Annotated in this window: 26 protein-coding genes; 10 read left to right on the top strand and 16 right to left on the bottom strand. The window is 69.9% G+C overall.

Annotation, left to right across the window (positions count from 1 at the left end):
• Positions 1 to 33: 33 nt before the first annotated feature.
• A complete protein-coding gene (locus tag ASC76_RS22125; RefSeq protein ID WP_082549380.1) occupies positions 34 to 1635 on the top strand; it encodes a sensor histidine kinase in 1602 nt (533 codons plus the stop codon).
• Here ASC76_RS22125 and rodA read toward each other — a convergent pair.
• The 5 genes from rodA to ASC76_RS22100 form a co-directional block, all read right to left on the bottom strand.
• The gene (rodA, locus tag ASC76_RS22120; RefSeq protein ID WP_056471993.1) at positions 1568 to 2725 is read right to left on the bottom strand and encodes a rod shape-determining protein RodA; all 1158 of its coding nucleotides are present in this window, start codon (positions 2723 to 2725) and stop codon (positions 1568 to 1570) included. The genes ASC76_RS22125 and rodA overlap by 68 nt on opposite strands.
• Positions 2722 to 4755 (bottom strand): penicillin-binding protein 2, encoded by a 2034-nt coding sequence (gene mrdA, locus ASC76_RS22115; protein ID WP_056471991.1) that lies wholly within the window; start codon positions 4753 to 4755, stop codon positions 2722 to 2724. Before mrdA ends, rodA begins: the two co-directional genes overlap by 4 nt.
• A complete protein-coding gene (mreD, locus tag ASC76_RS22110) occupies positions 4752 to 5273 on the bottom strand; it encodes a rod shape-determining protein MreD (protein WP_056471988.1) in 522 nt (173 codons plus the stop codon). Before mreD ends, mrdA begins: the two co-directional genes overlap by 4 nt.
• Before the next feature lie 22 nt (positions 5274 to 5295).
• Positions 5296 to 6273 (bottom strand): rod shape-determining protein MreC, encoded by a 978-nt coding sequence (gene mreC / locus ASC76_RS22105; protein WP_056471985.1) that lies wholly within the window; start codon positions 6271 to 6273, stop codon positions 5296 to 5298.
• A 93-nt stretch (positions 6274 to 6366) separates the two neighbouring features.
• Positions 6367 to 7410: a rod shape-determining protein gene (locus ASC76_RS22100; protein WP_056471982.1), complete on the bottom strand. Its 1044-nt coding sequence runs from the start codon at positions 7408 to 7410 to the stop codon at positions 6367 to 6369.
• A 301-nt stretch (positions 7411 to 7711) separates the two neighbouring features.
• Between ASC76_RS22100 and gatC the strand changes: the two genes are divergently transcribed.
• Genes gatC through gatB form a run of 3 tightly spaced genes read left to right on the top strand, consistent with a single transcriptional unit; the run spans position 7712 to position 10955 of the window.
• A complete protein-coding gene (gatC, locus tag ASC76_RS22095) occupies positions 7712 to 8014 on the top strand; it encodes an Asp-tRNA(Asn)/Glu-tRNA(Gln) amidotransferase subunit GatC (protein WP_056471979.1) in 303 nt (100 codons plus the stop codon).
• Positions 8011 to 9498, top strand: coding sequence for an Asp-tRNA(Asn)/Glu-tRNA(Gln) amidotransferase subunit GatA (gene gatA / locus ASC76_RS22090; protein WP_056471975.1), 1488 nt, complete (start codon positions 8011 to 8013; stop codon positions 9496 to 9498). Before gatC ends, gatA begins: the two co-directional genes overlap by 4 nt.
• An 8-nt stretch (positions 9499 to 9506) precedes the next feature.
• A complete protein-coding gene (gene gatB, locus ASC76_RS22085; protein ID WP_056471972.1) occupies positions 9507 to 10955 on the top strand; it encodes an Asp-tRNA(Asn)/Glu-tRNA(Gln) amidotransferase subunit GatB in 1449 nt (482 codons plus the stop codon).
• Positions 10956 to 10967: 12 nt separating this feature from the next.
• Here the strand turns inward: gatB and ASC76_RS22080 are convergent, their stop codons facing one another.
• Together ASC76_RS22080 and pyrE are read right to left on the bottom strand one after the other, a co-directional pair.
• Positions 10968 to 11660 (bottom strand): hypothetical protein, encoded by a 693-nt coding sequence (locus tag ASC76_RS22080; protein WP_056471968.1) that lies wholly within the window; start codon positions 11658 to 11660, stop codon positions 10968 to 10970.
• Positions 11661 to 12338 carry an orotate phosphoribosyltransferase gene (pyrE, locus tag ASC76_RS22075; protein WP_056471964.1) on the bottom strand — a complete coding sequence of 226 codons (678 nt, stop codon included), beginning with the start codon at positions 12336 to 12338 and terminating at the stop codon, positions 11661 to 11663.
• Positions 12339 to 12355: 17 nt separating this feature from the next.
• On the opposite strand from pyrE, the gene ASC76_RS22070 reads away from it, so the two are divergent.
• Both ASC76_RS22070 and ASC76_RS22065 read left to right on the top strand, forming a co-directional pair.
• On the top strand, positions 12356 to 13141 hold the full coding sequence (locus tag ASC76_RS22070) for an exodeoxyribonuclease III (RefSeq protein ID WP_056471961.1): 786 nt from the start codon (positions 12356 to 12358) through the stop codon (positions 13139 to 13141).
• Between the two features lie 20 nt (positions 13142 to 13161).
• Positions 13162 to 13851 carry an alpha/beta hydrolase gene (locus ASC76_RS22065; RefSeq protein WP_056471957.1) on the top strand — a complete coding sequence of 230 codons (690 nt, stop codon included), beginning with the start codon at positions 13162 to 13164 and terminating at the stop codon, positions 13849 to 13851.
• Between the two features lie 24 nt (positions 13852 to 13875).
• On the opposite strand, the gene ASC76_RS22060 is transcribed toward ASC76_RS22065, so the two are convergent.
• Both ASC76_RS22060 and ASC76_RS22055 read right to left on the bottom strand, forming a co-directional pair.
• Positions 13876 to 14766, bottom strand: coding sequence for a M48 family metallopeptidase (locus ASC76_RS22060; RefSeq protein ID WP_056471954.1), 891 nt, complete (start codon positions 14764 to 14766; stop codon positions 13876 to 13878).
• Positions 14767 to 14821: 55 nt separating this feature from the next.
• On the bottom strand, positions 14822 to 16414 hold the full coding sequence (locus ASC76_RS22055; protein WP_056471949.1) for an MFS transporter: 1593 nt from the start codon (positions 16412 to 16414) through the stop codon (positions 14822 to 14824).
• Between the two features lie 342 nt (positions 16415 to 16756).
• Between ASC76_RS22055 and ASC76_RS22050 the strand changes: the two genes are divergently transcribed.
• Complete coding sequence (locus ASC76_RS22050; RefSeq protein WP_056471947.1) at positions 16757 to 17338, top strand: FxDxF family PEP-CTERM protein; 582 nt, start codon at positions 16757 to 16759, stop codon at positions 17336 to 17338.
• Here ASC76_RS22050 and ASC76_RS22045 read toward each other — a convergent pair.
• From ASC76_RS22045 to ASC76_RS22035, 3 genes are read right to left on the bottom strand one after another with little or no spacing between them, the layout of a single operon-like run.
• Positions 17307 to 18101 carry a tetratricopeptide repeat protein gene (locus ASC76_RS22045; protein WP_056471942.1) on the bottom strand — a complete coding sequence of 265 codons (795 nt, stop codon included), beginning with the start codon at positions 18099 to 18101 and terminating at the stop codon, positions 17307 to 17309. The two genes, ASC76_RS22050 and ASC76_RS22045, sit on opposite strands and share 32 nt — an antisense overlap.
• Positions 18102 to 18120: 19 nt before the next feature.
• Positions 18121 to 18969: an anti-sigma factor gene (locus tag ASC76_RS22040; protein WP_082549394.1), complete on the bottom strand. Its 849-nt coding sequence runs from the start codon at positions 18967 to 18969 to the stop codon at positions 18121 to 18123.
• A gap of 25 nt (positions 18970 to 18994) precedes the next feature.
• Complete coding sequence (locus ASC76_RS22035; protein ID WP_082549379.1) at positions 18995 to 19531, bottom strand: sigma-70 family RNA polymerase sigma factor; 537 nt, start codon at positions 19529 to 19531, stop codon at positions 18995 to 18997.
• A gap of 181 nt (positions 19532 to 19712) precedes the next feature.
• Between ASC76_RS22035 and ASC76_RS22030 the strand changes: the two genes are divergently transcribed.
• Positions 19713 to 20261: a flavin reductase family protein gene (locus tag ASC76_RS22030; RefSeq protein ID WP_056471934.1), complete on the top strand. Its 549-nt coding sequence runs from the start codon at positions 19713 to 19715 to the stop codon at positions 20259 to 20261.
• Here the strand turns inward: ASC76_RS22030 and ASC76_RS22025 are convergent.
• Positions 20219 to 21310, bottom strand: a complete 1092-nt coding sequence (locus tag ASC76_RS22025) for a hypothetical protein (protein WP_056471931.1) — start codon at positions 21308 to 21310, stop codon at positions 20219 to 20221. The two genes, ASC76_RS22030 and ASC76_RS22025, sit on opposite strands and share 43 nt — an antisense overlap.
• The gene (locus ASC76_RS22020) at positions 21307 to 22191 is read right to left on the bottom strand and encodes a ThiF family adenylyltransferase (RefSeq protein WP_056471928.1); all 885 of its coding nucleotides are present in this window, start codon (positions 22189 to 22191) and stop codon (positions 21307 to 21309) included. Before ASC76_RS22020 ends, ASC76_RS22025 begins: the two co-directional genes overlap by 4 nt.
• 310 nt (positions 22192 to 22501) lie before the next feature.
• Between ASC76_RS22020 and pepA the strand changes: the two genes are divergently transcribed.
• Positions 22502 to 23311, top strand: a complete 810-nt coding sequence (pepA, locus tag ASC76_RS25615) for a flocculation-associated PEP-CTERM protein PepA (protein ID WP_162247154.1) — start codon at positions 22502 to 22504, stop codon at positions 23309 to 23311.
• A 94-nt stretch (positions 23312 to 23405) separates the two neighbouring features.
• Positions 23406 to 23636 carry a hypothetical protein gene (locus tag ASC76_RS22010; protein ID WP_056471921.1) on the top strand — a complete coding sequence of 77 codons (231 nt, stop codon included), beginning with the start codon at positions 23406 to 23408 and terminating at the stop codon, positions 23634 to 23636.
• Between the two features lie 9 nt (positions 23637 to 23645).
• Here the strand turns inward: ASC76_RS22010 and ASC76_RS25955 are convergent, their stop codons facing one another.
• Positions 23646 to 24467: a long-chain N-acyl amino acid synthase gene (locus tag ASC76_RS25955; protein ID WP_200947199.1), complete on the bottom strand. Its 822-nt coding sequence runs from the start codon at positions 24465 to 24467 to the stop codon at positions 23646 to 23648.
• A 179-nt stretch (positions 24468 to 24646) separates the two neighbouring features.
• Positions 24647 to 26320, bottom strand: coding sequence for a GGDEF domain-containing protein (locus ASC76_RS22000; protein WP_056471917.1), 1674 nt, complete (start codon positions 26318 to 26320; stop codon positions 24647 to 24649).
• Between the last annotated feature and the right edge of the window lie 139 nt (positions 26321 to 26459).

Genomic DNA, 26459 nt, shown 5'->3' with positions numbered 1-26459 from the left:
CGACAGGCCACGGCGCTATGCTCCGCCGCACCCATGCCCACGCTGCCCGATTCGCGCCCCCGCGAGCAACGCTCGCTGTTCGGCGAGATCCTCGACTGGATGCTCGCGCCGCTGCTCCTGCTGTGGCCGATGAGCGTGGTGCTGACTTGGCTCGTGGCGCAGGGCATCGCGAACAAGCCATTCGATCGCGAACTCGGCGAGATGGTGCGCGTGCTGTCCAAGGAAGTCTCGGTGCGCGGCGAGCCCGGCCGCGCGCGGGCGCAGTTCAAGCTGCCCGCCGCGGCCGCCGAGATCCTGCGCACCGACGAGGCCGACGACATCTACTACCAGGTGCTGGGCCTGCGCGGCGAGTTCCTCAGCGGCGACGCCGCGCTGCCGGTGCCGGCCGACGAGGACCGCGCGCCGCCAGGCGAGGTGCGCTTCCGCGACGAAACGCTCAACAACGAGAGCGTGCGAGTCGCCTACCTGTGGGTCAACGTCCAGGACCGGCCGCCGGACCCGGACGCGGCGACCCCGGCGACCGGCGAGGCCCCGCTGGTGCAGGTGGCCGAGACGCTGGGCAAGCGCTCGCGCCTGGCCACCGAGATCATCAAGGGCGTGATCCTGCCGCAGTTCGTGATCCTGCCGCTCGCGGTGCTGCTGGTGTGGCTGGCGCTGGCGCGCGGCATCGCGCCGCTGAACGAGCTGCAGCAGCGCATCCGTCGGCGCGACAGCAACGACCTGAGCCCGATCGACGAGCGCCAGGCACCCGAGGAGGTCTCGCCGCTCGTGCGCGCGATCAACGACCTGCTCGCCCGGCTCGACCAGTCGCTGCGTTCGCAGAAGCACTTCCTGGCCGACGCCGCCCACCAGTTGAAGACGCCGCTGGCGGGCCTGCGCACCCAGGCCGAACTGGCGCAGCGCCAGATCGACGCCGGCCAGACCGACCCGCAGGCGCTCAAGAAGACGCTCCAGCAGATCGCCCGCTCCAGCCAGAGCGCCGCGCACATGGTGAACCAGCTGCTCGCGATGGCGCGTGCCGAGAACCAGCAACAGGCGCCGCAGCGCCAGGTCGTGAACCTGGCGCGGCTGGCGACCGAGACCGTGCACGACTTCGTGCCGCGCGCGCTCGAAAAGCGCATCGACCTGGGCTACGAGGGGCCCGGCGACCTGGCCGCCGCGCGCCACCCGCAAGGTCCGCAGGTGCTCGGCCACGCGCTGCTGCTGCGCGAGCTGATCCGCAACCTGGTCGACAACGCGCTGCAGTACACGCCCGCTGGCGGCACGGTGACGGTGCGGGTGATCGACGATCCGTTTGGCCAGGTGGTGGTCCTGCAGGTCGAGGATTCGGGGCCCGGCATCGCGCTGGCCGAACGCGAGCTCGTGTTCCAGCCGTTCTACCGTTCGCTGGGCACCGAGGTCGACGGCTCCGGCCTCGGCCTGGCGATCGTGCGCGAGATCGCGATGCAGCACGGTGCAGAGATCGCGATCACCGACGCGTCGACCCGCACCCCGCCCGGCACGCTGATCACGGTGCGGCTGCAGGCGAGCAGTGCAACGCCGGCAGACGAAGAGGCGGCGCCGACCGTCAGCTTTGAATCAGGCGGCGGCTCTTCGAGATCGACATCAGGATCCCCAGCCCCAGGCCGAGCGTGACCATGGCGGTGCCGCCGTAGCTGATGAACGGGAGCGGCACGCCCACCACCGGCAGGATGCCGCTGACCATGCCCATGTTGACGAAGGCGTAGGTGAACCAGCTCAGCGTGATGGCGCCGGCGAGCAGCCGCGTGAACGCCGTGGGCGCCTCCGCGGCGATCATCAGCCCGCGGAAGATCAGGAACACGAAGCCGAGCACCAGGCCGATGCAGCCGACCAGCCCGAACTCCTCGGAGTAGGCCGCGAAGATGAAGTCGGTCGTGCGCTCCGGGATGAACTCCAGGTGCGTCTGCGTGCCCTTCATGAAGCCCTTGCCGTGGACGCCGCCGGAGCCGATCGCGATCATTCCCTGGATGATGTGGAAGCCCTTACCGAGCGGGTCGGTCGTCGGGTCCAGCAGCGTGCAGACGCGGTTCTTCTGGTAGTCCTTCAACACCGGCTGCCAGCTGACCTCGGGCTGGCAGATCTTGTCCTCGGAGACGACGATCGCGGTGATCCCGATCGCGCCGACCAGCAGCACAGGCAGGGTCAGCTTCCAGCTCAGCCCGGCGAAGAAGATCACGTAGAAGCCGGCCGACAGCACCAGGATCGCCGTGCCCAGGTCGGGCTGCTTGACGATCAACCCGACCGGCACCAGCAGCAGCAGCGCCGCGATCACGAAGTCGGGCGCGCGCAGCTGGCCCTCGCGGCGCTGGAACCACCACGCCAGCATCAGCGGCATCGCGATCTTCAGGACCTCGCTCGGCTGGATCACGACGCCGACGTTGAGCCAGCGGGTCGCGCCCTTCTTGGTCACGCCCATCACGGCCACCGCGATCAGCAATGCCACACCGACCGTATAGAGCGGCACCGCCGCCTTCATCAGCGTCTGCGGCGAGACCTGCGCGACGATGAAGACCACGCCGAGCGCCAGCAGCATGTTGCGGCCGTGGTCGACGAAGCGCGTGCCGGAGTCGAAGCCCGCCGAATACATCGTGACGAGCCCGGCACCTGCGAGGAGGAGCATCGCCAGGATCAGCGGCACGTCGAACCCGGTGAACACCGGCTTGATGCGCAGCCACAGCGAAGGCCGCTCGAAGATCGCGCTCACCGAGATCTCTCGTTCGCCGCGACCACGGCAGAGGCCGCCGGCGCCGGCGCCGGCGGCGTCAGCAGCGCCGCGGCCGCGCCGTCGACCGTGGTGCCGGGCAAGGGCACCGAGGCCGCGGGACGCGGCGTGCCGATCGGCGCGGTCGACTGGCCGAGCTTGGTGGCCGCGATGTCGGCCTCGCTCGGGACCATGCCGGTGAGCACGTAGTCGATCACGCGGCGCGCGATCGGCGCGGCGGCGCCGGCGCCGAAGCCGGCGTTCTCGACCACCAGCGCGATCGCGATCTGCGGTGATTCGAGCGGTGCGAACGCGGTGTACAGCGCGTTGTCGCGATGCCGCTCGTCGAGGTTCTTGGCGTTGTATTTCTCGCCCTGCTTGATGCCGATGACCTGCGCGGTGCCGGTCTTGCCGCCCGACTGGTAGGGGGCATTCAGGAACGCGCCGCGTCCGGTGCCTTCCTGGGTGACGCCGTACATCGCCTTGCGGATGAACTCGACATGCTCCGGCTTCCAGTTCAGCGGCGGCAGCGCCTCGCCGACGGCGCGCCGCTGCGCACGCGTCTCGAAGTTCTCGACGATCTTGACCAGGTGCGGCTTGAAGCGCAGCCCGCCGGACGCCATCGTCGCGGTCGCCTGCGCCAGCTGCAGCATCGTGAAATTGTTCTGGCCCTGGCCGATGCCCAGCGAGATCGTCTCGCCGGCATACCACTTCTGCAGTTCCTTCTTGCGGTAGGCGTTGCGCTTCCATTCGGTGGACGGCAGCACGCCGCGCAGCTCGCCCTGCATGTCGATGCCGGTCAGCTGGCCCAGGCCGAGCGGGGCCATGAAATCGTGGATCGCATCGACACCGAGGTCGTTGGCGAGCATGTAGTAGTAGGTGTCGCAGGACTGCACGATCGACTTGTACATGTCGACCGAGCCGTGCCCGCCCTCCTTGTCGTCGCGGAAGCGGTGGTTGCCGAAGTTGAAGTACCCGGGGTCGTTGATCGCCTGCTGCGGCGTGCGCTTGCCCAGCGTCAGCGCCGCCATCGCCATGAACGGCTTGTAGGTCGAGCCGGGCGAGTAGGTGCCGCGCAGCGCGCGGTTCAGCAGCGGCTTGTCGAGCGACTCGTTCAGCGCCTTCCAGTTCTCGCTGTCGATGCCGTCGACGAACAGGTTGGGATCGAAATTGGGCTTGCTGACGAAGGCCAGCACCTCGCCGTTGCGCGGGTCGATCGCGACCAGCGCGCCGCGGCGATCGCCGAACAGCTCCTCGACCAGCGCCTGCAGCCGGATGTCGATCGACATCACCAGCGCGTTGCCGGGCGTGGCCGGGCGGCTGTCGAGGCGGCGCACCGGGTGGCCGCCGGCGCTGGTCTCCATCTCCTCGAAGCCGGTCGTGCCGTGCAGCTCGGCCTCGTAGCTCTGCTCGACGCCGAGCTTGCCGATGTACTGCGTGCCGCGGTAGTTGGCCTCGTCCTCGGAGTCGTCGATCTTGGCCTTCTCGGCCTCGTTGATCCGGCCGATGTAGCCGATCAGGTGGCTGCCGACCTGGCCCAGCGGGTAGTTGCGGAACAACCGCGCCTTGATGTCGACGCCGGTGAACATGAAGCGCTGCGCGGTGAAGCGCGCGACCTCGTCGTCACTGAGCTTGGTGCGGATCGGCAGCGACTCGAAGCTCTTGTTCTCCTCCATCAGCCGCTTGAAGCGCTTGCGGTCGCGCGGCTCGATCGTGACCAGTGCGGCGAGCCGGTCGATCGTCGCCTCCAGGTCGTCGATCTTGGACGGCGTGAGTTCGAGCGTGTAGGCCGAGTAGTTGTTCGCCAGCACGATGCCGTTGCGGTCGAGGATCAGGCCGCGGTTCGGCACGATCGGCACGACCGTGATCCGGTTGTTCTCGGCCTGCGTCGAGAGCTCCTCGTGCTTGTAGATCTGCAGGTAGACCAGCCGCGCGCCGAGCAGGCCGAACGCGAACAGGACGAACGCAGCGGCCGCCGCCAGACGCATGCGAAAGCGCCCGACTTCCTGTTCGACGTTCTTCAGCTCAGTCACAGTGGTCGATTTTCGTCCCGATCGGGCGCGCGGCGCTGCGGAGCCAGCAACAGCCATGTGGCGATCGGCCACAGCAGCGCCTCGAACACCGGCGCGAGCAGCACCTGCCAGCCCGGGAACATGCCCCCGGCGATCATGCGCACGACCAGCGAGACGGCGTGCGCGGCGAAGAACAGCGGCAGGATCTGCACCGCCTGCGACGGCACCGTGAACCACAACAGCCGGCGGTGGATCGTGATCGCGAAGAAGCTCAACAGCGTGTAGGCCAGCGCGTGCTGGCCGAGCACCGCGCCGTCGTGCACGTCCATCATCAGCCCGAACAGGAACGCCAGGCCGACGCCGACCCGGCGCGACTGGTGGACATTCCAGAACACCAGCACCAGCGCGACGAAGTCGGGCAGCAGCGGCACCCGGCCCAGCGGCACGATGTTCAGCGCGAACGCGAACAGCAGCGTGAACGCGACGAACAGCGGGTTGACCGGCAGCAGCAGCTGGTCGCTGGCGCGCGGCATGATCATGACGTGCGACCTCCGGGCAGGTTCACGGCGCGGCCCCCGATGCGGCGGCCGAGGCCTTCGCGGCAGCGGCCTTCGCACCCTTCTTGGCTGCCGCGGCGGCCTTCGGATCGAGCGCCGGCGGCACCTCCGGCCGGGCCGGCATCTGCAAGCCGATCGGCTCGATCACGAGCACGTGGCGCACGCCGTCGGTCTTGGCGTTCGGTGCGAGCAGGATGCGGGCGAAGCCGGAGTCGAGCTTGCGGTCGACGCTCGTGACCTTCGCGACCGGCAGCCCGGGCGGGTAGATGCCGTCGACGCCGGTGGTGGTCAGCACGTCGCCGGGCTGCACGTCGGCATTGCCGGCCATGAAGCGCATCTCCATGCCGCCGCCGACCGCGCCGGCGCTGCCGAACGCGGCACTGCGGACCTGGGTGCGCGTGTTCAGCACCGGGATCGCGGCGTCCTTGTCGGTCAGCAACGTGACCTCGCTCGACAGCGGGTAGACGCGCGTGACCTGTCCGAGCACGCCGGTCTCGTTGATCACCGGCGAGGCCAGCGCCACGCCGTTGGTCGCGCCGCGGTCGATCACGACCTTGCGCGAGTACGGGTCGGAGGCCTCGTACAGCACCTGCGCCGCCTGCGAACGCACCGTGAGGCTCGGCCGCAGTTCCAGCAGGCCGCGCAGGTGCGCGTTCTCGGTGGCGAGCTGGTCGACCCGCAGCGCGCGCTCGGCCTGCGCGGCCAGGTCCCGGCGCGCCGCCTGTTCGCCGGACAGCGCGCCCTGCAGGCCCATGAAGTAATTGCCGACGCCACGAATCGCCTCCACCGGCACCAGCAGCGCCTGCTGCGGGTAGTAGAGCGCGGTCGCGACGACGGCGCGCAGCTGGCGCGTGATCGTGAAGCGGTTGTCCGCCACCATCAGGAACAGCGCCAGCGCCGAGCACAGGATCAGCTTCGTCAGCGCCGACGGCCCCTGGCGGAAGAAGGGCGGCGGCGTGCGATCAATGGTGCCGATGGACATGGCCGCGGACTCGGTGCGTCGAACAAGCGTCGAAAGAAGAAACGACGAAGCCGGCCACGCGACGAACGTGCCGGCTTCGCAACTGCATCCTGGTTACTCTGACGTGAAGATCGAGCCGAGCCGCTCCATGCGCTCGAGTGCCATGCCGCAACCGCGGACCACGCAGGTCAGCGGGTCCTCGGCGACGAGCACCGGCAGGCCGGTCTCTTCCGACAGCAGGCGGTCCAGGTCGCGCAGCAACGCGCCGCCGCCGGTGAGCATCATGCCGCGCTCGGCGATGTCGGCGCCCAATTCGGGCGGGGTCTGTTCGAGCGCGTTCTTGACGGCCGAGACCATCTGGTTGAGCGGGTCGGTCAGGGCCTCGAGGATTTCGTTCGACGAGATCGTGAAGCTGCGCGGCACGCCCTCGCTGAGGTTGCGGCCCTTGACTTCCATCTCCTTCACTTCGGAGCCGGGGAAGGCGCTGCCGATGCTCTTCTTGATCGCCTCGGCGGTCGGCTCGCCGATCAGCATGCCGTAGTTGCGGCGGATGTAGTTGATGATCGACTCGTCGAACTTGTCGCCGCCGACGCGGATCGAGCCCTTGTAGACCATGCCGCCGAGGCTGATCACGCCGACCTCGGTCGTGCCGCCGCCGATGTCGACGACCATCGAGCCGCTCGCCTCGCTGACCGGCAGTCCGGCACCGATCGCGGCCGCCATGGGCTCCTCGATCAGGTAGACGTCGCTCGCGCCGGCGCCCAGCGCCGATTCGCGGATCGCGCGGCGCTCGACCTGGGTCGAGCCGCAGGGCACGCAGATGATGATGCGCGGGCTCGGCCGCAGCACCGAGCGCGGGTGCACCATCTTGATGAACTGCTTGAGCATCTGCTCGGTGACGGTGAAGTCGGCGATGACGCCGTCCTTCATCGGGCGGATCGCCTCGATGTTGCCCGGCACCTTGCCGAGCATGGCCTTGGCCTCGGCACCGACCGCCTGGATGGTCTTCTTGCCGTTGGGGCCGCCTTCGTGGCGGATGGCGACGACCGAGGGCTCATCGAGCACGATGCCTTTGCCACGCACGTAGATCAGCGTGTTGGCGGTGCCGAGGTCGATGGCCAGATCAGTCGAGAAATAGCGACGAAAGGATCCGAACATGGTGTGTGGGCTGGGGATTCGTCAAGCAGCCTGCGGGCATTGAAGCAGACGCGGCACTGGCGGGACGGATCGTGTTCCGTGGGTTGAACGTGTTGTCGGGGCGCCGACCGTGTGCTTTCGCAGGCCGATGGGCTCATGGCACGCGCGCTGCGATCCGGCGTCAAATCGCCATCGGATGACGATTTGCACAGGCTCGAAGGGCTTGTGGATAACCGGGGATAATACCGCAAGCCCCGTCGCATTCGTGACGGCGCGCCCTGTTTTGGGCCCCTGACGAGCCCCTCTTTTTCCCACCCACGCCATGGCCCTGACCCCGCAAGACGTGAGCCGCATCGCCCAGTTGGCGCGGCTCGAACTCCAGCCCGCCGAACAGGCCGCGATGCTGTCGCAGTTGAACGGCTTCTTCGGCATCGTCGAGCAGATGAGCGCGGTCGACACGAGCGGTGTCGAACCGCTCTACACACCTCTGTCGGCGGTGCAGGAAGTGACGCTGCGGCTGCGCGACGACGTGGTCACCGAGACCGACCAGCGCGCCGCCAACCAGCGCAGCGCGCCGGCCGTCGAGGACGGCCTGTTCCTGGTGCCGAAGGTGATCGGCGCATGAAGCAGATCCACGAGATGGGCGTGGCCGAACTGGGCCGCGCGATGGGCGCGAAGCAGCTCTCCAGCGTCGAGGTGACGAAACATCTGCTCGCACGGGTTGCCGCACACCAACAACTCGGCGCGCTGCTGCACGTCGACGAGGCCGGCGCGCTCGCGCAGGCCGCCGCCGCCGATGCGACACGCGCAGCCGGCGACGCGGGCGCGCTGCGCGGCGTGCCGCTCGCGCACAAGGACATCTTCGTCACGCGCGAACTGCCGACCACCGCGGGCTCCAAGATGATCGAGGGCTACCGCAGCCCGTTCGATGCAACCGTCGTGGCCCGCCTCGCCGAGTCCGGCGTCGTCACGCTCGGCAAGCTCAACTGCGACGAGTTCGCGATGGGCTCGAGCAACGAGAACTCGGCCTACCGGGCGGTGCGCAACCCGTGGGACTCGGCCCGCGTGCCGGGCGGCTCGTCGGGCGGCTCCGCCGCCGCTGTCGCCGCGCGGCTGATGCCCGCCGCGACCGGCACCGACACCGGCGGCTCGATCCGCCAGCCGGCCAGCTTCACCGGCATCACGGGCATCAAGCCGACCTACGGCGTGTGCTCGCGCTACGGGATGATCGCATTCGCGTCCAGCCTCGACCAGGCCGGCCCGCTGGCGCGCAGCGCGGAGGACTGTGCGCTGCTGCTCGGCGCGATGAGCGGCTTCGACGAGCGCGACTCGACCAGCGCGCAGCGGCCGCCGCAGGACTACCACGCCGCGATGCTGCAAGCCCGCGCCGGCGCGACCGCCGCGCAGCCGTTGAAGGGCCTGCGCATCGGCCTGCCGAAGGAGTTCTTCCCGGCCGCGCTCGCCGCTGACGTGAACGGCGCGGTGCGCGCCGCGCTCGCCGAGTTCGAGAAGCTCGGCGCCACGCTTGTCGACGTGAGCCTGCCGCGCACCGAGCTGTCGATCCCGGTGTACTACATCATCGCGCCGGCCGAGGCGTCGTCGAACCTTTCGCGCTTCGACGGCGTGCGCTACGGCCACCGCGCGGCGAAGTACGGCGACCTCGAGGACATGTACAAGAAGAGTCGCAGCGAAGGCTTCGGCCCGGAGGTCAAGCGCCGCATCATGATCGGCACCTACGTGCTGAGCCACGGCTACTACGACGCCTACTACCTGCAGGCGCAGAAGCTGCGCCGCATGATCGCGGACGACTTCCAGGCCTGCTTCACGCAGTGCGACCTGATCGCGGGTCCGGTCGCGCCCACGGTCGCGTGGAAGCTCGGCGCCAAGAGCGACGATCCGGTCGCGAACTACCTCGCCGACATCTTCACGCTGCCCGCCAGCCTGGCCGGTCTGCCCGGCATGAGCCTGCCCGCCGGCTTCGGCGAAGCGGCGATGCCGGTCGGCCTGCAACTCATCGGCAACTACTTCCAGGAAGGCGCGCTGCTGCAGGCCGCGCACACGTTCCAGCAGGCCACCGACTGGCATTCGCGGGCGCCTTCGGGCTACTGAACACGAGCATGAGCACACCCGCACTGATCCGCGGTTTCGAGGTCGTCATCGGCATCGAGACCCACGCGCAACTCTCCACGCAATCGAAGATCTTCAGCGGTTCGTCGACGCACTTCGGCGCGGCGCCGAACACGCAGGCGTCGCCGGTCGACCTGGCGCTGCCGGGCACGCTGCCGGTGATGAACCGCGGCGCGGTCGAGCGCGCGATCCGCTTCGGCCTGGCGGTCGGCGCCAAGGTGGCGCCGCTGTCGATCTTCGCGCGCAAGAACTACTTCTATCCTGACCTGCCCAAGGGCTACCAGATCAGCCAGTACGAGACGCCGGTGGTGCAGGGCGGCGCGGTCGAGTTCTTCGTCGGCGACGTGAAGCACAAGGTCAACCTGACCCGCGCCCACCTGGAAGAGGACGCCGGCAAGTCGCTGCACGAGGACTACCAGGGCCAGAGTGGCATCGACCTGAACCGCGCCGGCACGCCACTGCTCGAGATCGTCACCGAGCCCGACATGCGCAGCAGCCGCGAGGCGGTGGAGTACGCAAAGACGCTGCACCAGATCGTCACCTGGATCGGCATCTGCGACGGCAACATGCAGGAGGGCTCGTTCCGCTGCGATGCCAACGTGTCGGTGCGCCGCCCCGGGGCGGAGTTCGGCACACGCCGCGAGATCAAGAACCTGAACAGCTTCAAGTTCATGCAGCAGGCGATCGACTACGAAGTGCAGTGGCAGATCGACCTGCTCGAGGACGGCGGCAGCGTGCACCAGGCGACCGTGCTGTTCGATCCGGACAGCGGCGAGACCCGCGCGATGCGCAGCAAGGAAGACGCGCACGACTACCGCTACTTCCCGGACCCGGACCTGCCGCCGCTGGCGATCGCGCCCGAGTGGATCGAGCAGGTGCGCGCGCAGATGCCCGAGCTGCCGCGCCTGATGGCCGCGCGCTTCGAGCGCGACTACGCGCTGCCCGCGTACGACGCGACGCTGATGACGCAGAGCAAGGCGTTCGCCGGGTTCTTCGAGACCGCGGCGCTGGCCAGCGGCCAGCCCAAGCTGGTCGCGAACTGGCTGATGGGCGAACTCTCGCGCCGGCTCAACGCGCAGGGCGGCGCCATCGAGGCGAGCCCGGTCTCGGCCGAGGCGCTCGCCGCGATGATCCGGCGCATCGCCGACGGCACGATCTCGAACAACGGCGCGAAGCAGGTGTTCGACGCGCTGTGGACCGGCGAAGGTCAGGACGTCGACGCGCTGATCGAGGCCAAGGGCCTGAAGCAGATGAGCGACTCCGGGGAACTCGAGCGCATCATCGACGACGTGCTGGCGGCCAACGCCAAGTCGGTCGAGGAGTTCCGCGCGGGCAAGGAGAAGGCGTTCAACGCGCTGGTCGGCCAGGCGATGAAGGCGACCAAGGGCAAGGGCAACCCGAGCCAGGTCAACGAGCTGCTGAAGAAGAAACTCGGCTGACCGCCGCGGCGGTCACTTGGCCGGCGTCGACGCTGCGATGGCCGCCTGGACCTCGAACGATCCGGGCGGCGTGCCGGCCCACATCTTCTTCAGGCGCAGCAGCTCTTCGTCGAAGCGCTGGTTGATCCGCGCGATCTCCTGCTTCTGCGATTCGATCTGCGCGCGCTGCGCCTCGGTGGACACCTCGTTCGCGTCGAGCTGGGTCTTCAGTTTGGGCGGCAGCCGCTTGCCGGCGTAGAACTCGGCGTCGGCCAGCAGCGGCTTGCGCTCCTCCTCCAGCACCTTCAGGCGGACCTCGCTCGCGGCGACCAGCTTGCGGACCGAGTCGAGCGACGCCTCGCGGGCGCGCTTGTGCGCCTTGTCGTCGGGGTAGCGGGTCAGCAGGCTGCGGTCGCGGCGCACGGCTTCGGCCTTGGCGGCGCGCACGGCGGCCGCCGCGGCCTCGCGTTCCTCGGCCTTGGCGCGTTCCTCGGCAGTCAGGCTCGGCGGCACGATGCGGTTCAGCGAGCCATCCGCATTGAGCACGCGCTGCTCACGGCCGACGCAGTCGGCGATCAGCCGGTCGGACGTGAGCGTCTTGCCGGCGGCCGAGACGCAGGTGAAGATCGAACGCCCGCCGGTCGTCTGGGCCGTCGCGAGCGGGCTCGCAGCCAGCAGCGACAGCATGATCAGCGCGGCGCCGGCAACAGGACGGTGGGCTCTCATTCAGACTCCATAGCGTTCACGGTAGGCGGAGACCCGCTCGAAATGGGCCCCGAGCGCGGTATCGGCATTGGAATGCAGGTACTGAAGCAAGTCGTCGAGCGACGCGATCGAAATCACCGGCAACCCGTAATCGTGCTCGAAATCCTCAACGGCCGAGCGGGCCGACAGGTTGTCGTCGGTGCCGCCGCGCTCCATCCGGTCGAGCGCGATCAGCACCGCGGCGGGCGTGCCGCCGGCCGCGCGCAGCATGTCGACCGATTCGCGCTTGGAGGCGCCATCGGTGATCACGTCGTCGATGATCACGACCCGCCCCTGCACCGGCGCGCCGACCAGCGTGCCGCCTTCGCCGTGGGCCTTAGCCTCCTTGCGGTTGAACGCGAACGGCACGTTGCGGCCGAGCTGCGCGAGCGCCATCGCCGAAGCCGCGGCCAGCGTGATGCCCTTGTAGGCCGGGCCGAACAGCATGTCGAACTCGCAGCCGGACGCCAGCAGGCGCCGCGCATAGAATTCCGCCAGACGCGCCAGCTTGGCGCCGTCGTCGAACAGGGCCGAATTGAAGAAGTACGGGGACAGCCGGCCGGCCTTGGTCCTGAATTCACCGAACCGCAGCACGCCCGCCTCGACCGCGAACTTCACGAAGTCCTGCGCGAGTGAATCCTGGGGGTCGGTGGTGCTCATCCCGAAGGTCCTCTGTCGTGTTTCGTCTCGTGTCGCTGAATCTGAACGGCATCCGCTCCGCCGCCACCAAGGGCTTCGAAGCCTGGGTCGCCGGGCTGGCGGCCGATTGTATGGGGGTGCAGGAGATCAAGGCCCAGGCCGACACGGTCGTCGGCCGGTTCGACACGGTGGCCGGCATGACCGGGCATTTCCACTACGCCGACAAGAAGGGCTACTCGGGCGTGGGCTTGTACAGCCGCAAGGCGCCGAGCGCCGTGGTCACCGGCATCGGCAACGCCGAGTTCGATGCCGAGGGCCGTTACGTGGAGGCGCGGTTCGACACCCCCACGCGCCGACTCAGCCTGATCAGCTGCTACTTCCCGAGCGGCTCGAGCGGCGAGCTGCGCCAGGCCGCGAAGTTCCGCTTCCTCGCGCTGATGGCGCCGCACCTGAAGGCGCTGGCTGCCGAGCGCGAGCTGATCCTGGTCGGGGACATCAACATCGCCCACAAGGAGATCGACCTGAAGAACTGGAAGGGCAACCAGAAGAACAGCGGCTTCCTGCCCGAGGAGCGCGCGTGGATGAGCGCGCTGCTCGACGAGATCGGCCTGGTCGACGTATTCCGTACCCTCAACCCGCACCCCGAGCAATACACCTGGTGGAGCAACCGCGGTCAGGCGTGGGCGAAGAATGTCGGCTGGCGCCTCGACTACCACCTGGCCACCCCCGGCATTGCCAAGCACGCGGTCGCCGAGCACATCTACCTCGAACAGCGTTTCAGCGACCACGCGCCGCTGGTGATCGACTACGACTTCACCCTTTGAACCCGAAAGAAGCACCCACCATGTCCCTCGACGTCATCGAATTCGAAACCGCGCCGAACCCGACCGCGTCGATCATCGTGCTGCACGGCCTGGGCGCCGACGGCAACGATTTTGTGCCGATCGCGCAAGAGCTCGATCTCGCCGCCGTCGGCCCGGTGCGCTTCGTGTTCCCGCACGGCCCGACCCGGCCGGTCACGGTCAACGGCGGCTACGTGATGCGCGCCTGGTACGACATCTTCGGCGCCGAGCTCGGCCCGGGCGGCGTCAAGCGCGAAGACGAAGCCGGCCTGCGCGAATCGCAGGCGCTGGTCGAGGCGCTGATCGCACGCGAGAAGGCACGCGGCGTGCCGGCCTCGCGCATCGTGCTGGCCGGCTTCTCGCAGGGCTGCGCGATGACCTTCATGACCGGCCTGCGCCACGGCGAGCGGCTGGCCGGGCTGCTCGGCATGTCGGGCTACCTGCCGCTGGGCACGCTGACCGCGGCCGAGCGCAGCCCCGCCAACGCCGACCTGCCGATCTTCCAGGCCCACGGCACGGCCGACCCGGTGATCCCGATCGCGCGCGCGCTGCAGTCGCGCGACGCGCTCGTCGCGCTCGGCCACCCGGTCGAGTGGCACGCGTACCCGATGCCGCACTCGGTCTGCCCGGACGAGATCGCCGACATGAACCGCTGGCTGCTGCGCGCGCTGGCGCCTGCGCCAGCGAAGTAAACGCGCGCAGAAGCCGCCGATGGGTCAGCGCGCGGTGTCGAACCGCTGCGCGGGCTTTCCCGCCCGGGCATAGAGCGGCTCGACTTTGGGAAGGCTCCGCTCGATGTCGCGGATGCGCGTCGGGCCGGACGGATGGGTCGACATCCACTGCGGCGGCGCTCCCTTGCTGGCGGCGGCCATCTTCTGCCACAGCGTCACGCCGGCGTGCGGGTCGTAGCCGGCGCGGGCGGCGAGTTCCATGCCGACCAGGTCGGCCTCGGATTCGTCGTCGCGACCGAACTTGAGCGTCAGCAGCTGCCCGCCCATGCCGGCCAGGTAGCGTCCGCCGTTGCCGAGGCCGAAGATCGCCGCGCCGATCTCGATCGCGCCCTGGGTTGCGGCGTTCTTGCCCATGCGCTCGCGGGCGTGCTCGCGCAGCGCGTGAGTCATCTCGTGGCCCATGATCATCGCGACCTCGTCGTCGGTGAGCTTGAGCTTCTCGAGGATGCCGGTGAAGAACGCGATCTTGCCGCCCGGCATGCAAAACGCGTTGATCTGCGGGCTGTTGATCAGGTTGACTTCCCAGCGCCACTGGCGCGCACGCTCGTTCCACTCGTAGGTGTACGGGATCAGCCGCTGCGCGATCGCGCGCAAGCGGGTGAGCTGCGGGTGCGAGGGGCTGGCGACCGCGCCCTTCGTGTTCGCCTGCTGCAGCAGCTGCAGGTAGTTCTGCTGCGCCGCCTTCTCGATCTGCTCGGCCGACACCAGCTTGCTGAAGCTCGACTGGGGACCGACATCGACGCCCTCGCGCGCCCATGCCGGCAGCGCGAACAGCGTGGCGCCGCCGCCGAGCAGCAGGCCGCCGGTGAACAGCCGGCGGCCGTGGAAAGCGCAGCTGCAGCCGACGTGGTGCAGCAGGGAAGTGTCTTGGTTCATCGTTTCTCGCCCATGCTCGGAATGCGGCGTGTAAGTCGGGTCGCGCGTCGGCAATTCAATCGTCGGCCGGCGCTGTCGCCGGATCGTATTCGAGCGCACGCACGGTATCCCGCAGCCACCACAGCATGGCCAGGGCCGGCAGCGCAACGACGGTCGAGACGAGGAAGAACACCGGCCAGCCGATAGACTCCGCCAGCACGCCGGCCAGCGGTCCGACCCATACCCGGCCGACCGACGCGAACGCGCTGAGCAGCGCGAACTGGGTCGCGGTGAAGCGCTGGTTGCACAGGCTCATCAGGAACGCGAGGAACGCCGCGGTGCCCATGCCGCCGGACAGGTTCTCGGCCGCGATCACCAGAAGCAGACCACCGTCGACAGGCGTGGCGTGCAGCAGCTTGACGAAGCCCCAGTCGAAGGCCGGGATCGTCAGCCCCGGCAGCACGTCGCGCCCGTTGACGGCGAGCCACCAGAAGCCGAGGTTGCTCGCCATCTGCAGCACGCCGAACAGCAGCAGCGCGCGCCACAGGCCCAGCTTGAGCATCAGCGCGCCCCCCAGCAACGCGCCGCCGATCGTCAGCCACAAGCCGATCACCTTGTTGACCACCCCGACCTCGGCGGTGCTGTACTGCATCGCCTGGAGCAGGAACGGCGTCATCAGCGAGCCGGCGAACGCGTCGCCGAGCTTGTAGAGCACGATGAAGGCGAGGAAGGCCGCGGCGCCCGGCTGCGAGAAGTAGCTGCGCAGTCCGCCGAGCAAGGTCTCGAAGCGTGCGGCCCGCGCCGCCCACGCCGCCAGCGGCAGCGTGAACGCGATGCCGAGCATCAGCGCCGCGAGGTCGATCCACTTGCCTTGCAACGCCGTCGGCATCGCACCGCTCGCGAGCCACCCGCCGAGCAGGGCCTTCGCGATCGGCGGGCCGAACCGGTCGCTCAGGAACACGCCGACCGCCACCGCCGCGAGCACCGCGAGGAAGCCGAGCAGATCGCGCCGCGGCACGCTGGACGGCACCAGCGCGAGCGGCAGGCGCGGCAGCGCGACAGCCGACAGCACCGCCGCGCCGACCATCACGCCGGCCATGAAGCGGTAGACCTCGGGCCAGGTCCAGCCCCCGCCCTGCGCCGGATCGACCCAGATGAACGCGATGCCGCCCGAGACGATCATCGCGCCCCGGTAGCCGAGCACGAACAGCGACGAGCCCAGGCCGCGCTCGCTCGCGTGCAGCGCATCGGTGCGGTAGGCGTCGATCACCACGTCCTGCGACGCCGACAGGAACGCCACCAGCACCGCGAGCAGCGCGAAGAAGCGGGTCGCGCCGCTCGGCGACGTGGCGGCCATCCACATCAGCGCGCCGGCCAGCAAGAGCTGTGTCAGCACCAGCCAGCCGCGGCGCCGGCCGAGCCACGGCAGCTCGAAGCGGTCCATCAACGGGGCCCACAGGAACTTGAACGTGTACGGCAGGCCAACGAGGCTCAGGAAGCCGATCGTCGCGATGTCGACGCCCGAGACGCTGAGCCAGGCCTGCATCGCCTGCCCGGTGAGCGCCAGCGGCAGGCCCGACGCGAAGCCGAGCGCCGTGACGACGACGAGCCGGTAGGCGGTGGCGGCGCTGAAGCGCGGGCGCGGGTGAACGCTGCTGGAAGAGTCCAAGACGGCACGGAGAAGTGAGGGAGGGGCGGCGCGGGCGCCGGCGGCGGTGGGCCGTAGCTTATGCGACGGCGGGTTCCGGGCGCGGCGTTCGTGTCTCGAACCGGCGCGCCGCGTCTTCGTCAATGCTTTGTTGTTTGCGCACCGATCGGATTCGCACCAATTCGATCGACTGAGGCCGATGAGCCGTCAAAACGAGAAGCAGTTCTCGGATCGACCGTTGCGGCCCCCGCGGCTCGGGGGTGTGTCCATTTGTGTCTCGAACACACACTTCCTTCAGTCGAATCGCTTGGCTATCACCCACCCGCCAGGGGCGACTCCAACAGCCAACCAAAGGGAAACCACATGAACTTTTCACGCAACCTGCTCGGCGCCCTTGTCGCCGCTTCGACCCTCGCCGCTTCGGCCTCCAGCTTCGCCGCCGCCCCTGTCGCGGACGGTGGCTGGGCCTGCGGTGCCGTGACCTTCTCGGCCGGCGCGAGCGACTGCTACGGCTCGATCGCACCGCCGCCGAACGACGACCTGACGCAAGTCAACGCGATCATCGCCGCCGAAGGCTGGGGCGCGCCCTTCAGCATCCAGTACAAGGACAACAACTCGGCCGTCGGCACGACCACCTCGTTCATCGACGCGGTCGGCCTGTCGAACAGCGGCGGCTACGTGACCTTCGCGCAAGCCTTCACCGGCCCGCTGGTGCTGACGCTGAAGCTGGGCCAGGCCTGGTCCGCGTACTACTTCGCCGACGGCGTCGCAGCCGGTAACCTGGCCTACACCGTGAACCTGGCCAACACCAGCGGTCTCGGCCTGTCGCACGCCTCGCTGTTCACCAACGTGCCGGCCGTTCCGGAGCCGCAGACCTACGCGCTGATGCTCGCCGGCATGGGCGCCATCGGCTTCATGGCGCGTCGCCGCAAGCCGGCGGCCTGAGCTTCGCCAGCATGCGCTCGCCCACGGCGCGGATCGCGCCGTGCGGCGACTGCAGCAGCAGCGTGCCGGCCTGCTCGAGATAACGCGGCGTCGCGGTCTCGGGCACCTGGGCCAGCCAGCGCAGGGCCTCGTCGTGCCGGCCGTCCTCGGCCAGCATGCCGGCGTGGCAGAACTGGCCGCGAAAGTCGCCACCTTCGGCGCCGCGGCGGTAGCAATCGCGTGCCTTCTGCGGGTCTCGCGGCACGACCACACCATCCTCGAAATACCGCCCGAGCTTCGCGAACGCCTTCGCGTAGCCCTGGTCGGCCGCGTCCCGGTACAGCCCGAACGCTTGCGCGTGATCGCGCTTGACGCCCTGGCCCGCGGCCAGCAGGTTCGCGAGGTTGTACTGGGCCTGCGGCAGGTTCGTCCGCGCCGCCAGCCGGTACCAGTGCACCGCCTTGCCGGCATCGGCGGGCGTGCCCCAACCTTGCTCATGGCAGCGGCCCGCCATGTTCATCGCCATCGCGTGGCCCTGGTGCGCCGCGCGCAGGAACCAGTGCAGCGCCTGCGCCGGGTCGCGCACGACGCCGTGGCCGTCGAGACACCATTGCCCCAGCATGGCCTGCGCTTCGGCGTGCCCGAGCCGGGCGGCGGCGGTGACCCAGCCGGCGGCCTGGTCCGGCGCACCGTCGAGCACGGCGCGCCATTGGGCGGTGGTGATCGCGGCCAGGTCCTCCGGCGCGACCGGCCGGGCGGGCCAGGGGTCGGGGCTTGTCGTCATCGGGCGATTCTCGCCCGCCTCACCTGGTCGGCGCAGCGCCTTGCCGGTAGATCGCCTCGGCCATCGCCAGCAACTGCGCGCGCGGCAACTCGCCGACCAGCGCGTAGCCGACCGGGCCGCCCTGCGGGCTCGCGCCTTCGACCCAGTAGAACATCCCGAGCGCGCCCTGCTGCTCGTAGCGGAACGCGGCCGGGGTGTCGCGATCGGGCTTGCGCAGGTAGACGGTCACCCGCAGCGGCTTGGCGGCGACACCCGACGCGGCCGGCGCCGCCATCCGCTCGTACATCAGCTGGGCGCTCGGCCCGGACGAGTCCGGCAGCAAGCGGCCGCCGACCAGCTCGAAGCCTTGCGCGCGCAGGTCGAACAACTTCACCGGCACGTCGAGTCGCCGCGTCAGCCAGCGGCTGAGGTGCTCCTCCTGCGCCTTGACCTCGACCGGGTGGCGCACCTCGGGCACGTAGACCGCATGCGCGACCGCCGCGCGCTTGACCCAGGCCGGCTCGCCGGCCCCCGCGGCGGCGAGCGGCTGGCCGGTCGCCTGCACGCGCCACATCGCCCCTGCGCCCAGCAAGCCGCCGAACGCGAACACCGCGGAAGCCGCGGCCCAGCGCTGCCAGCCCGCGCCGAGCACTCGGCCGCGCTCACCGCGGCGCCACACCACCTGTTCCAGCGCGGGTGGCACCGGTTCGTCGAGCACGGCACCGAGTCGCGTGCGCATCAGTTCGCGGTCGGCGGCCCACAGGCGCACGCGCGCGGCGTCCTCGGGGTGCGCCTGCAACCACGCCTCGACCTCGGCGTGGCGCTCGGGCGGGAGTTCGCCGTCGAGCCAGGCGTGCAGCGTGAGGTCGTCGATCGGGGCGGAGGTCATGGTGGTTCGTTCGAGGCGCGCGGCGTCAGACGACGCGGCGCAGGCCGGGCGCGGTGGCATGCGGCGCACGCCCGTCGAGCAACGCGCGCAGCGCGACCCGCCCGCGCGAGATGCGCGACATCACGGTGCCGATCGGGATGCGCAGCAGCTCGGCGCATTCGGCGTAGGAGAGTTGTTCGAGCGTGACCAGCAGCAGCGGCTCACGCTGCTCGACCGGCAATTGCTTCAGCGCGGCGATCAGGTCGAGCCGCAAGCCGATGTCCGGCGTCTCGGCGGCATGGCGCTCGTCCAGCCCGGCGGCGCTTGCATCGTGCGGCTCGGCGATCGGCAGGCGCGCGTGGCGGCGGCGGTCGTCCATGTAGGCGTTGTGCGCGATGCTGAGGGTCCAGACCAGGATGTCGCGCTGCTGGTCGAACTGGTGCCAGTGGGCGAGCGCGCGCTCCAGCGCGGTCTGCACCAGGTCGTCGGCGGCGTGGGTGTCGAACACCAGTGAGCGCGCGTAGCGCCGCAGGCGCGGGATCGCTCCGAGCAGCTGCTGGCGAAAGGCGGCGGGGGCGTCCACGATCGGTGTACGCGCGGCGGCGGTGGCTTATTCCGTCGGCCGGATCGAGCCTTCGCCGACGGCCTGCGCGCGGAAGGCGCGGTCGTTGCCGGAGGCCGCGGTCGGCAGGGGGGGCGCCAGGGGGTCCATGCGCCAAAGTGTAGGCCGGCCGGACGGCGGCGAATCCCGGACAATGCGATGCATGACTCCCCCGCTCCGCGCCGTGGCGCCCAGCTTCTCGGCCCGCGACTTCCGCGCCGCGCTCGGCATGTTCGCGACCGGCGTGACGATCGTCACCGCGCGCGGCGCCGACGGCGCGCCGGTCGGGCTGACCGCGAACTCGTTCAACTCTGTCTCGCTCGCGCCGCCGCTGGTGTTGTGGAGCCTCGCCCGCAGCGCCGGCTCGATGCCGCACTTCGAGCGCGGCTCGCATTACGCGATCAACATCCTCGCGGCGGACCAGCACGCGCTGGCCGAGCGCTTCGCCAGCAAGTCGGCGAGGCGCTTCGAGGGCGTGGCGTTCAGCGAGGGGGCGGGCGGCGCGCCGATCCTCGCCGGCTCGGCGGCGGTGTTCGAGTGCTTCAACCGCAGCCGCTACGAAGAGGGCGACCACGTCATCTTCGTCGGCGAGGTCGAGCGCTGCGCGCACCGGGCCGACGCGCAGCCGCTGATCTTCCACGGCGGCCGCTACTTCACCGAGCTGCCGATTCAGGGCGGCGACGGGGACGACACGACCTCGCCTTCGAGGTAGTCGTCGAGCGGCCGACGCCCGGCCACGGCCGACGGCGCGCGCGCCCGACCGAGCCGGAACAGCATCTGCGGCTGCTCGCCCGCCGCCGGGCCGAGCGTGGCCAGCAGTCGCTTCAGCTCCTGCTGCACCGGTGCCGAGACCCAGTCGCCGCCGGCATGCTGGCGTGCCAATGCCGTCGCGGCGGCCATCGGCTGCAGTGCCAGGCCGGCGGCTGCCGCGGCGAGCCACAGCCGCTGGAATGCGCGGCCGGCGCTGAACGCCGTGGTCGCGTCGTCGCCGCCGCGCGCGAGCACGATGCCCAGGTGCGGCGACAGCGCCGCGGGCAGGTAGCCGGCGCGCAGCCCGAGCATCGCCGGCGCGCCGACCCACGCGGCGGCGCGCATCGCGCGCCAGTGGCGCATCGCGCCGAACATCGGCCGGGCCGGCGGCTCCACTTCGAGCGTCGCCGGTGCCAGCCACTCCGGCAGCGTGCCCTGCCAGCCGGCCTCGAAGCGCACCGCGCCGAACAGTTCGGCGTGCAGCGCGCGGCGCTTGAAGCGCTCGGTCTCGGCGAGGCGGATCGCGCGCAATGCGCGGCGGCGTTCGTCCGGTGCGACCAGCCAGTGGACACGCGCGCCGTCCACGCCACCCGCCGCCTGGGACAGCGCCGCGAGCGTGGCCGACTCGACCGGCGCACGCGCGTAGAACCGGCGGTTGGTGTGGCGCAGCGCGACTGCGTCGGCCAGCGGATCGAGCGCCCCGATCGACGCCGGCCGCTCGCGCCAGCGCAGCAGCACGGCGGCGCCGTCGCGCGCCTGCAGCGACAGCGCGGGCTCGAGCAGCAGTCCGTGCCGCGCGGACACCAACGCGATGTTCTCGACGATCGCACCGAACGACATCAGCGTGAGCAGCTCGCGGTGCGGCGCCGCCGCCCAGCTCGCGCGCTCGGTCGGCACCAGGGCGACCCGGTCGTGCTCGACGACGAACCGCAGGTCGTGCCTGTTCTCCGCGGATGGCGCCAGCAGGCCGGCCGCGAGGAGGTCGCGCAGCGTCTTGTCCGCGGGCCTCATCGCGCGCTCAGGCGGCGCCGCGCCACGTTCATCAGCAAGCGCTGCATGGGGTTGCCGTTGCCGCCCGGCCGCCAGGTGTGCTTGAGCCGGTTGCGGTAGGCGTCGAAATGCAGGCCGCGCGGCGCGGCGACGACCGGGCCGCGGCCCAGCACGAGCTTGATCACCTGCGCCGCGGCCAGGCCACTGCACAACTGCACCGCGATGACGGTCGACGGGCCGCGGCGGCGTGCGAGGTCGACACGGGACGGGTCGACCAGGTAGCGCAGCTGCAGCATTGCCGGCGACAGGCCGACCAGGAAGCGCAGCGCCTGCTCGTCGTCGGTCTGGTCCTCGAGCCGGAAGTAGTCGTCGAAGCTCATGCCGCCGGGCACGAAGTTCAGCAGCGCCGCACCCATGCCGAGCGGCGCTACCGTGGTCGCCGGCATGCCCATCGCCGCGCAGCGCGCGAAGACCTGGCGCCGGATGTCGAGCGCGAAGAAGTCCAGCCCGTCGAGGTAGGCGTCGCCGTCGGCGAGGAACGCGTCGAGGTTGGACGCGTCGAGGCCCTGGTCGAACACCCGCACGTCGAGGTCGGGGTTGATGTCGCGCGCCATCTCGAGCATCACGTCGACCTTGGGCCGGCCCATCGACGACACGGTGGCGCCGGCCTGGCGGTTCATGTTCGCGGGCGCAAAGGTGTCGAAGTCGGCGATGCTGAAGGCACCGACACCGAGCCGCGCGAGCGTCAGCAGGTAGATGCCGCCGACCCCGCCCATGCCGGCGATGCAGACGCGGCTCTGGCGCAATTTCGCCTGCTCGGCTTCGGTGACCCAGCCGAGGTTGCGCGAGAACGCCTCGTCGTAGTCGAACGACGCCGCCGAACCCGCGTCCCGTGCGTTCATGCCGCGGCCGCGCGGCTGCGCTGCGGGCGGAGGAAACGCGATGGCGACAGGCGCATGATCAGTCGGCGGTCCGGGGCACTTTGGGGACGGTCAGCTTCCTCCACACCACGCCTCGCGCACGTAGGAATTCGCCCCGCTCACCGGTCGGAAAACATGTTGCATTTGCTTGCGGTGTAACGAAGGCCCCCGCGTTCGCGGGGGACAGCCGGCGGGGTGCGGCGTCGTCCTACAAACACTTCGAGCGTCTCTGGTTGAAATGTGCTGTCCGCGACAAAAGCGGGCCCATCACACACCTTCTCAGGAGAGCGCCATGTCCATGAAAATTTCTTCGACCCGTTTGCCGCTGCTACGCACCGCCGTGGCACTGGCAATCGCCGCTGCCGGCTCGGCGGCGATGGCGGCAGACCCGCCGTCCTTCACGTTCGATCCGGCCGCTGCGGGCCTGACCGGCGACAGCGTCACCGCGAACAACATCCTGATCTCCGACTATTCGAAGGTCACGTTCACGAGCGCGACCACCTTCACCGAGACCGGCTACCTGGTCATGACCGGCTTCCAGTCGGCCACGGATCCCAAGATCACCGTCCCGGGTCTGGGGATGTACGTGATGTTCACCGCCAGCGGCACCACCGTCGGGACCGACCCGACCGCCGCCGGCACCGTTGCGACGTTCAACTCGCTGACCTACACGCTGTACGGCTACAACGACGTCGGCACCGCGACTTTCGGCTTCGATGCCGGCGGCAACGCGGTGGAAACCGCGGCTGGCGAGAAGGTTCTCGCGACCGGCTCGCTGATCTCGGGTGGCGGCTCGACCCTGCCCGACCCGACGACCGGCAAGTTCTACGCGTTCGCCGGCGCCTCGCTGAACTTCGACATCGACGCGACCAACGCCGGCTTCTTCGCCGCGCCGAACCCGTTCTACGACATCGCGCTGACCACGTTCGCGAACACGCCGGACACCGTCACGCCGTTCGAAGGCGGGTTCTACATCACGCAAGGCGGCGGCAAGATCAGCTTCCAGCAGGTGTCGGCCGTCCCCGAGCCCGAGACGTATGCGCTGATGCTGGCAGGCCTCGGTGCCGTCGGCTTCGTCGCACGTCGCCGCCAGCGCAGCTGACGGTCTGATCCGACGGGTCGCACGCGGTTTCTCCTACACGCGCGACCCGTCGTCTTCAGCGAACATCGGGTTCTGGACCACTCCACCCACCACGATGCAAGCACAAGGCAACTTCAAGCGCGGCACCGCCGTCCCGCTGGCCGCGCTGCGCTCGCCGCGCGCTCAGTGGGTCGAGGCGTTTTCGAGCACGCTGATGGACCTCCGACCTCATCTGGGGCAACAGCGTACGCGCCGGCTGGCGTGCGACCTGTGGGGCGACCTGGGGCACTTCGACCCCGTGATGGCCGCCGAACTCGAATACGAATCGTCGCTCTGCGACGCCTGAGTTCCGCGCTCAGTGGTGCGGTGCGCGCGCCTGCACCGGCCGCGTGAAGAACGAAGGCGCCGGTTGATCGTCCAGCAGCGCCCAGTCCGGCTGGGTGCGCCGCAGGCGACCGACGATCGAGGCCTCCTCCTTCACCGAGAAGAAATACGGGTACAGCGAACGTTCGCTCGCTCCGAGTTCCGGCCGCCCGCCGAAGCGGTCGATCTGCTCGTGCGCGTGCGAGAAGCGCAGGCGCATCAGCACCGCCGGCGCGTTGACGCGCCCGTTGTGGCGCGGCTCGCCGATCGCCTCGAACCCCAGCATCCGCTCGTAGTAGCGCACGTGGCGCGGGTTGACCTCGATCACCAGGTCGTCGATGCCCATGATGCGGTGGGCGAAGATGTAGGCGACGTGGAACAGCGACGCGAGCACGCGCTTGGACTTGACGACGCTGTCCATCGCCAGCTTCGTGAACTCGCACAGCCTCCGACCCTGGGCGCGGATCTGCTCGGTCTCGACCTCGAACAACTCGTCCACATGCAGCCCGTTGGCGGAATCGAACCCGACCGTGATGGTGCCGATGGTCTCGTCGTGCTCGGTCGCGGTGAACGTGATGCGGGTCGGCTGCTGGCTCGTCGGCAGCGGCGTGGTGCGGTAGCCGCGCGCCGAATACATGCGGTTGATCAGCACCGACGCGGAACTGCGCTGGCCGAACGAGTCGGCGCTGCGGATCTTGAAGAGCCGGCTGACTTCGTCTTCGCTGCCGGCTTCCGGGCCGAAATCGCTCTGCAGCATCGAGCGCAGCGGCAGGTGCGCCTCATGCAGCACCCCGATGATCGTGTCGCTTTCCAAGAACTTTCCTCGAATGTCCGGGCGAACCCTGGCGGGTTTCTCTTGCGCGCCCGCGGCGCGACGGCCGACAACCAATCCCTTGGGTGCGGACTTTAACTGCGGTGGACCGGCCCCGCGGCGGCCCATGCCGAAAGGGTATGTAACGAGCGCGCGCACCCCGGGGGAGTTTCCGGGGTGGGTCAGTAGCTGCTCCTGAATGCGCTGGCCTTGACCGTGTACATCGACTGGTCGCTGCGATGCAGCAGCGTGCCGACGGTGTCGCCCTCGATCGCGGTCGCGATGCCGATGCTCACCGAGGCCTGGAGCCCGGGCGCGATGGCGCTCCAGTCGAACGCCGCGATCGCGGCGCGGATGCGCTCGCAGATCTCGGCCGCGACCTCGGTGTCGGCGTCGTGGAACAGCACCACGAACTCGTCACCGGCCAGGCGGGCCGGGAGGTCGCCCTGTCGCACGGTCCGGGCCATCACGCCGGCGAGCGCACTCAGCACGCTGTCGCCGACCTGGTGGGTGTAGGTGTCGTTGACGGCCTTGAAGTGATCGAGGTCGATCATCGCCACGGTCAGCGGCCGGCCGTCGCTGGCGGACCGGGCGAGGCGCTCGCTCAATTCCTGCTCGAAGTAGCGCCGGTTCGCGATGCCGGTCAGCGGGTCCTCGAACGACCAGCGCTCGAACTGCTTGGACTCGACCAGCGCGCGCTGCAGGTGGGCCTCGCTCTGGCGCGCGCCGAGCTGCCACTTCACCACCGCCTCGCGGCTGCTGACACTGTCGCTGCGCATGCGCCGCTCGCGCGAGCGCAGCGCGCGCTGCTCCTGCTGCGCGGCGGGGAACTTGCCCTGCTGCTCGAACACCTGGATCAGCAGCAGGTGGGCCATGCAGGCGAGCTGCTCGTGTTCGACTGCCAGACCGAGCTCCTTCATCTCGCGCAGCGCGATCTCGGCGCTCTTCCAGTCCGACTGCAGCCACGCCAGTTCGGCCAGCACCCAGTGCACCACCGCGTCCAGCCAGGTGACGATGCCGCCGAGCGAGCGCACCGCGAGTTCGGCCTCGCGGCGCGCCTCTGCCGTGTCACGCCGCCAGGCGGCGAGCAGGGCGCCGAGCGCGAGCGACACGGTTAGCGCGGCCGGCATCAGGCCCGGCATCACGGTCGCGCCGGCACCTTCGCCCTCGAGCGCACGGCAATCGTCGATCAGGCGCGCCAGCGGTTCCAGGCTGCCGATCTCGCCCTTCTCGTAGCGCTCCTCCGCCAGCCGCGATGCCTCGATCCAGGCCTGGTTCAGCAGCGGCTGGTAGGCGCTGACCGGCGGGTCGCACAGGCCGGCGATCTCGATCGCGAGCGCCAGTGCCGCGTTTGCCCGCTCGAAGTTGCCGCTCCAGCCGTAGGCGATGCCCAGCCCGTTGTAGGCCAGCACGGCCTGCGGCGTCGGCGTGTCCGGGTCGCACAGGCGAACGCACAGGATGGCGGCTTCGACGGCTTCGTCGTTGCGGCCCAGCAGCACCGCCACGTGCGCGAGCGTGGTTAACGCGCCGGCTTCGCCTTCCACATCGCCGAGGCGCTGGAACACCTGCGCGGCGCGCCGGCTGGTCTCGCCGGCGCGGCGCAAGCGCGAGTCGATCCGGTCCGCATGGGCCAGGCAGGTCAAGGCCATCGCCTCGCCGTGCAGGTCGGCCCGCGCCTTCGCGGCGATCAGCGCCGACTGGCCGATATTGCGCGCCTTCTGCGCGTCGCCCGCGTCGAGTGCGCGCCACGCGTCGGCGAGGCCGCCGATCGCGCTGTCCTCGAACGGCTCGGCCGGGCCCGCCGGATCAGGAGGCACCGGCAGGATGCCGCGGCGAGAGCTCGACTTGGTGCGCACGTTGTCCCCGGTTGGACCGATGCGGCGCGATCCCGCATCCAGCCTGTCGCAGGACTGTAATGAGCGCGCCCGCGCCGCAACGTCGGAAGCCGCGGGCAGCCGGCGTAGGACAGCACCTGCCCGCCGTCGCGCCAGGTCG

Origin of the sequence: Rhizobacter sp. Root404 (genome assembly GCF_001425865.1) — a bacterium.
Classification (GTDB): Bacteria; Pseudomonadota; Gammaproteobacteria; order Burkholderiales; family Burkholderiaceae_C; genus LMDS01.
This window is presented reverse-complemented; position numbering and strand designations above follow the sequence as displayed.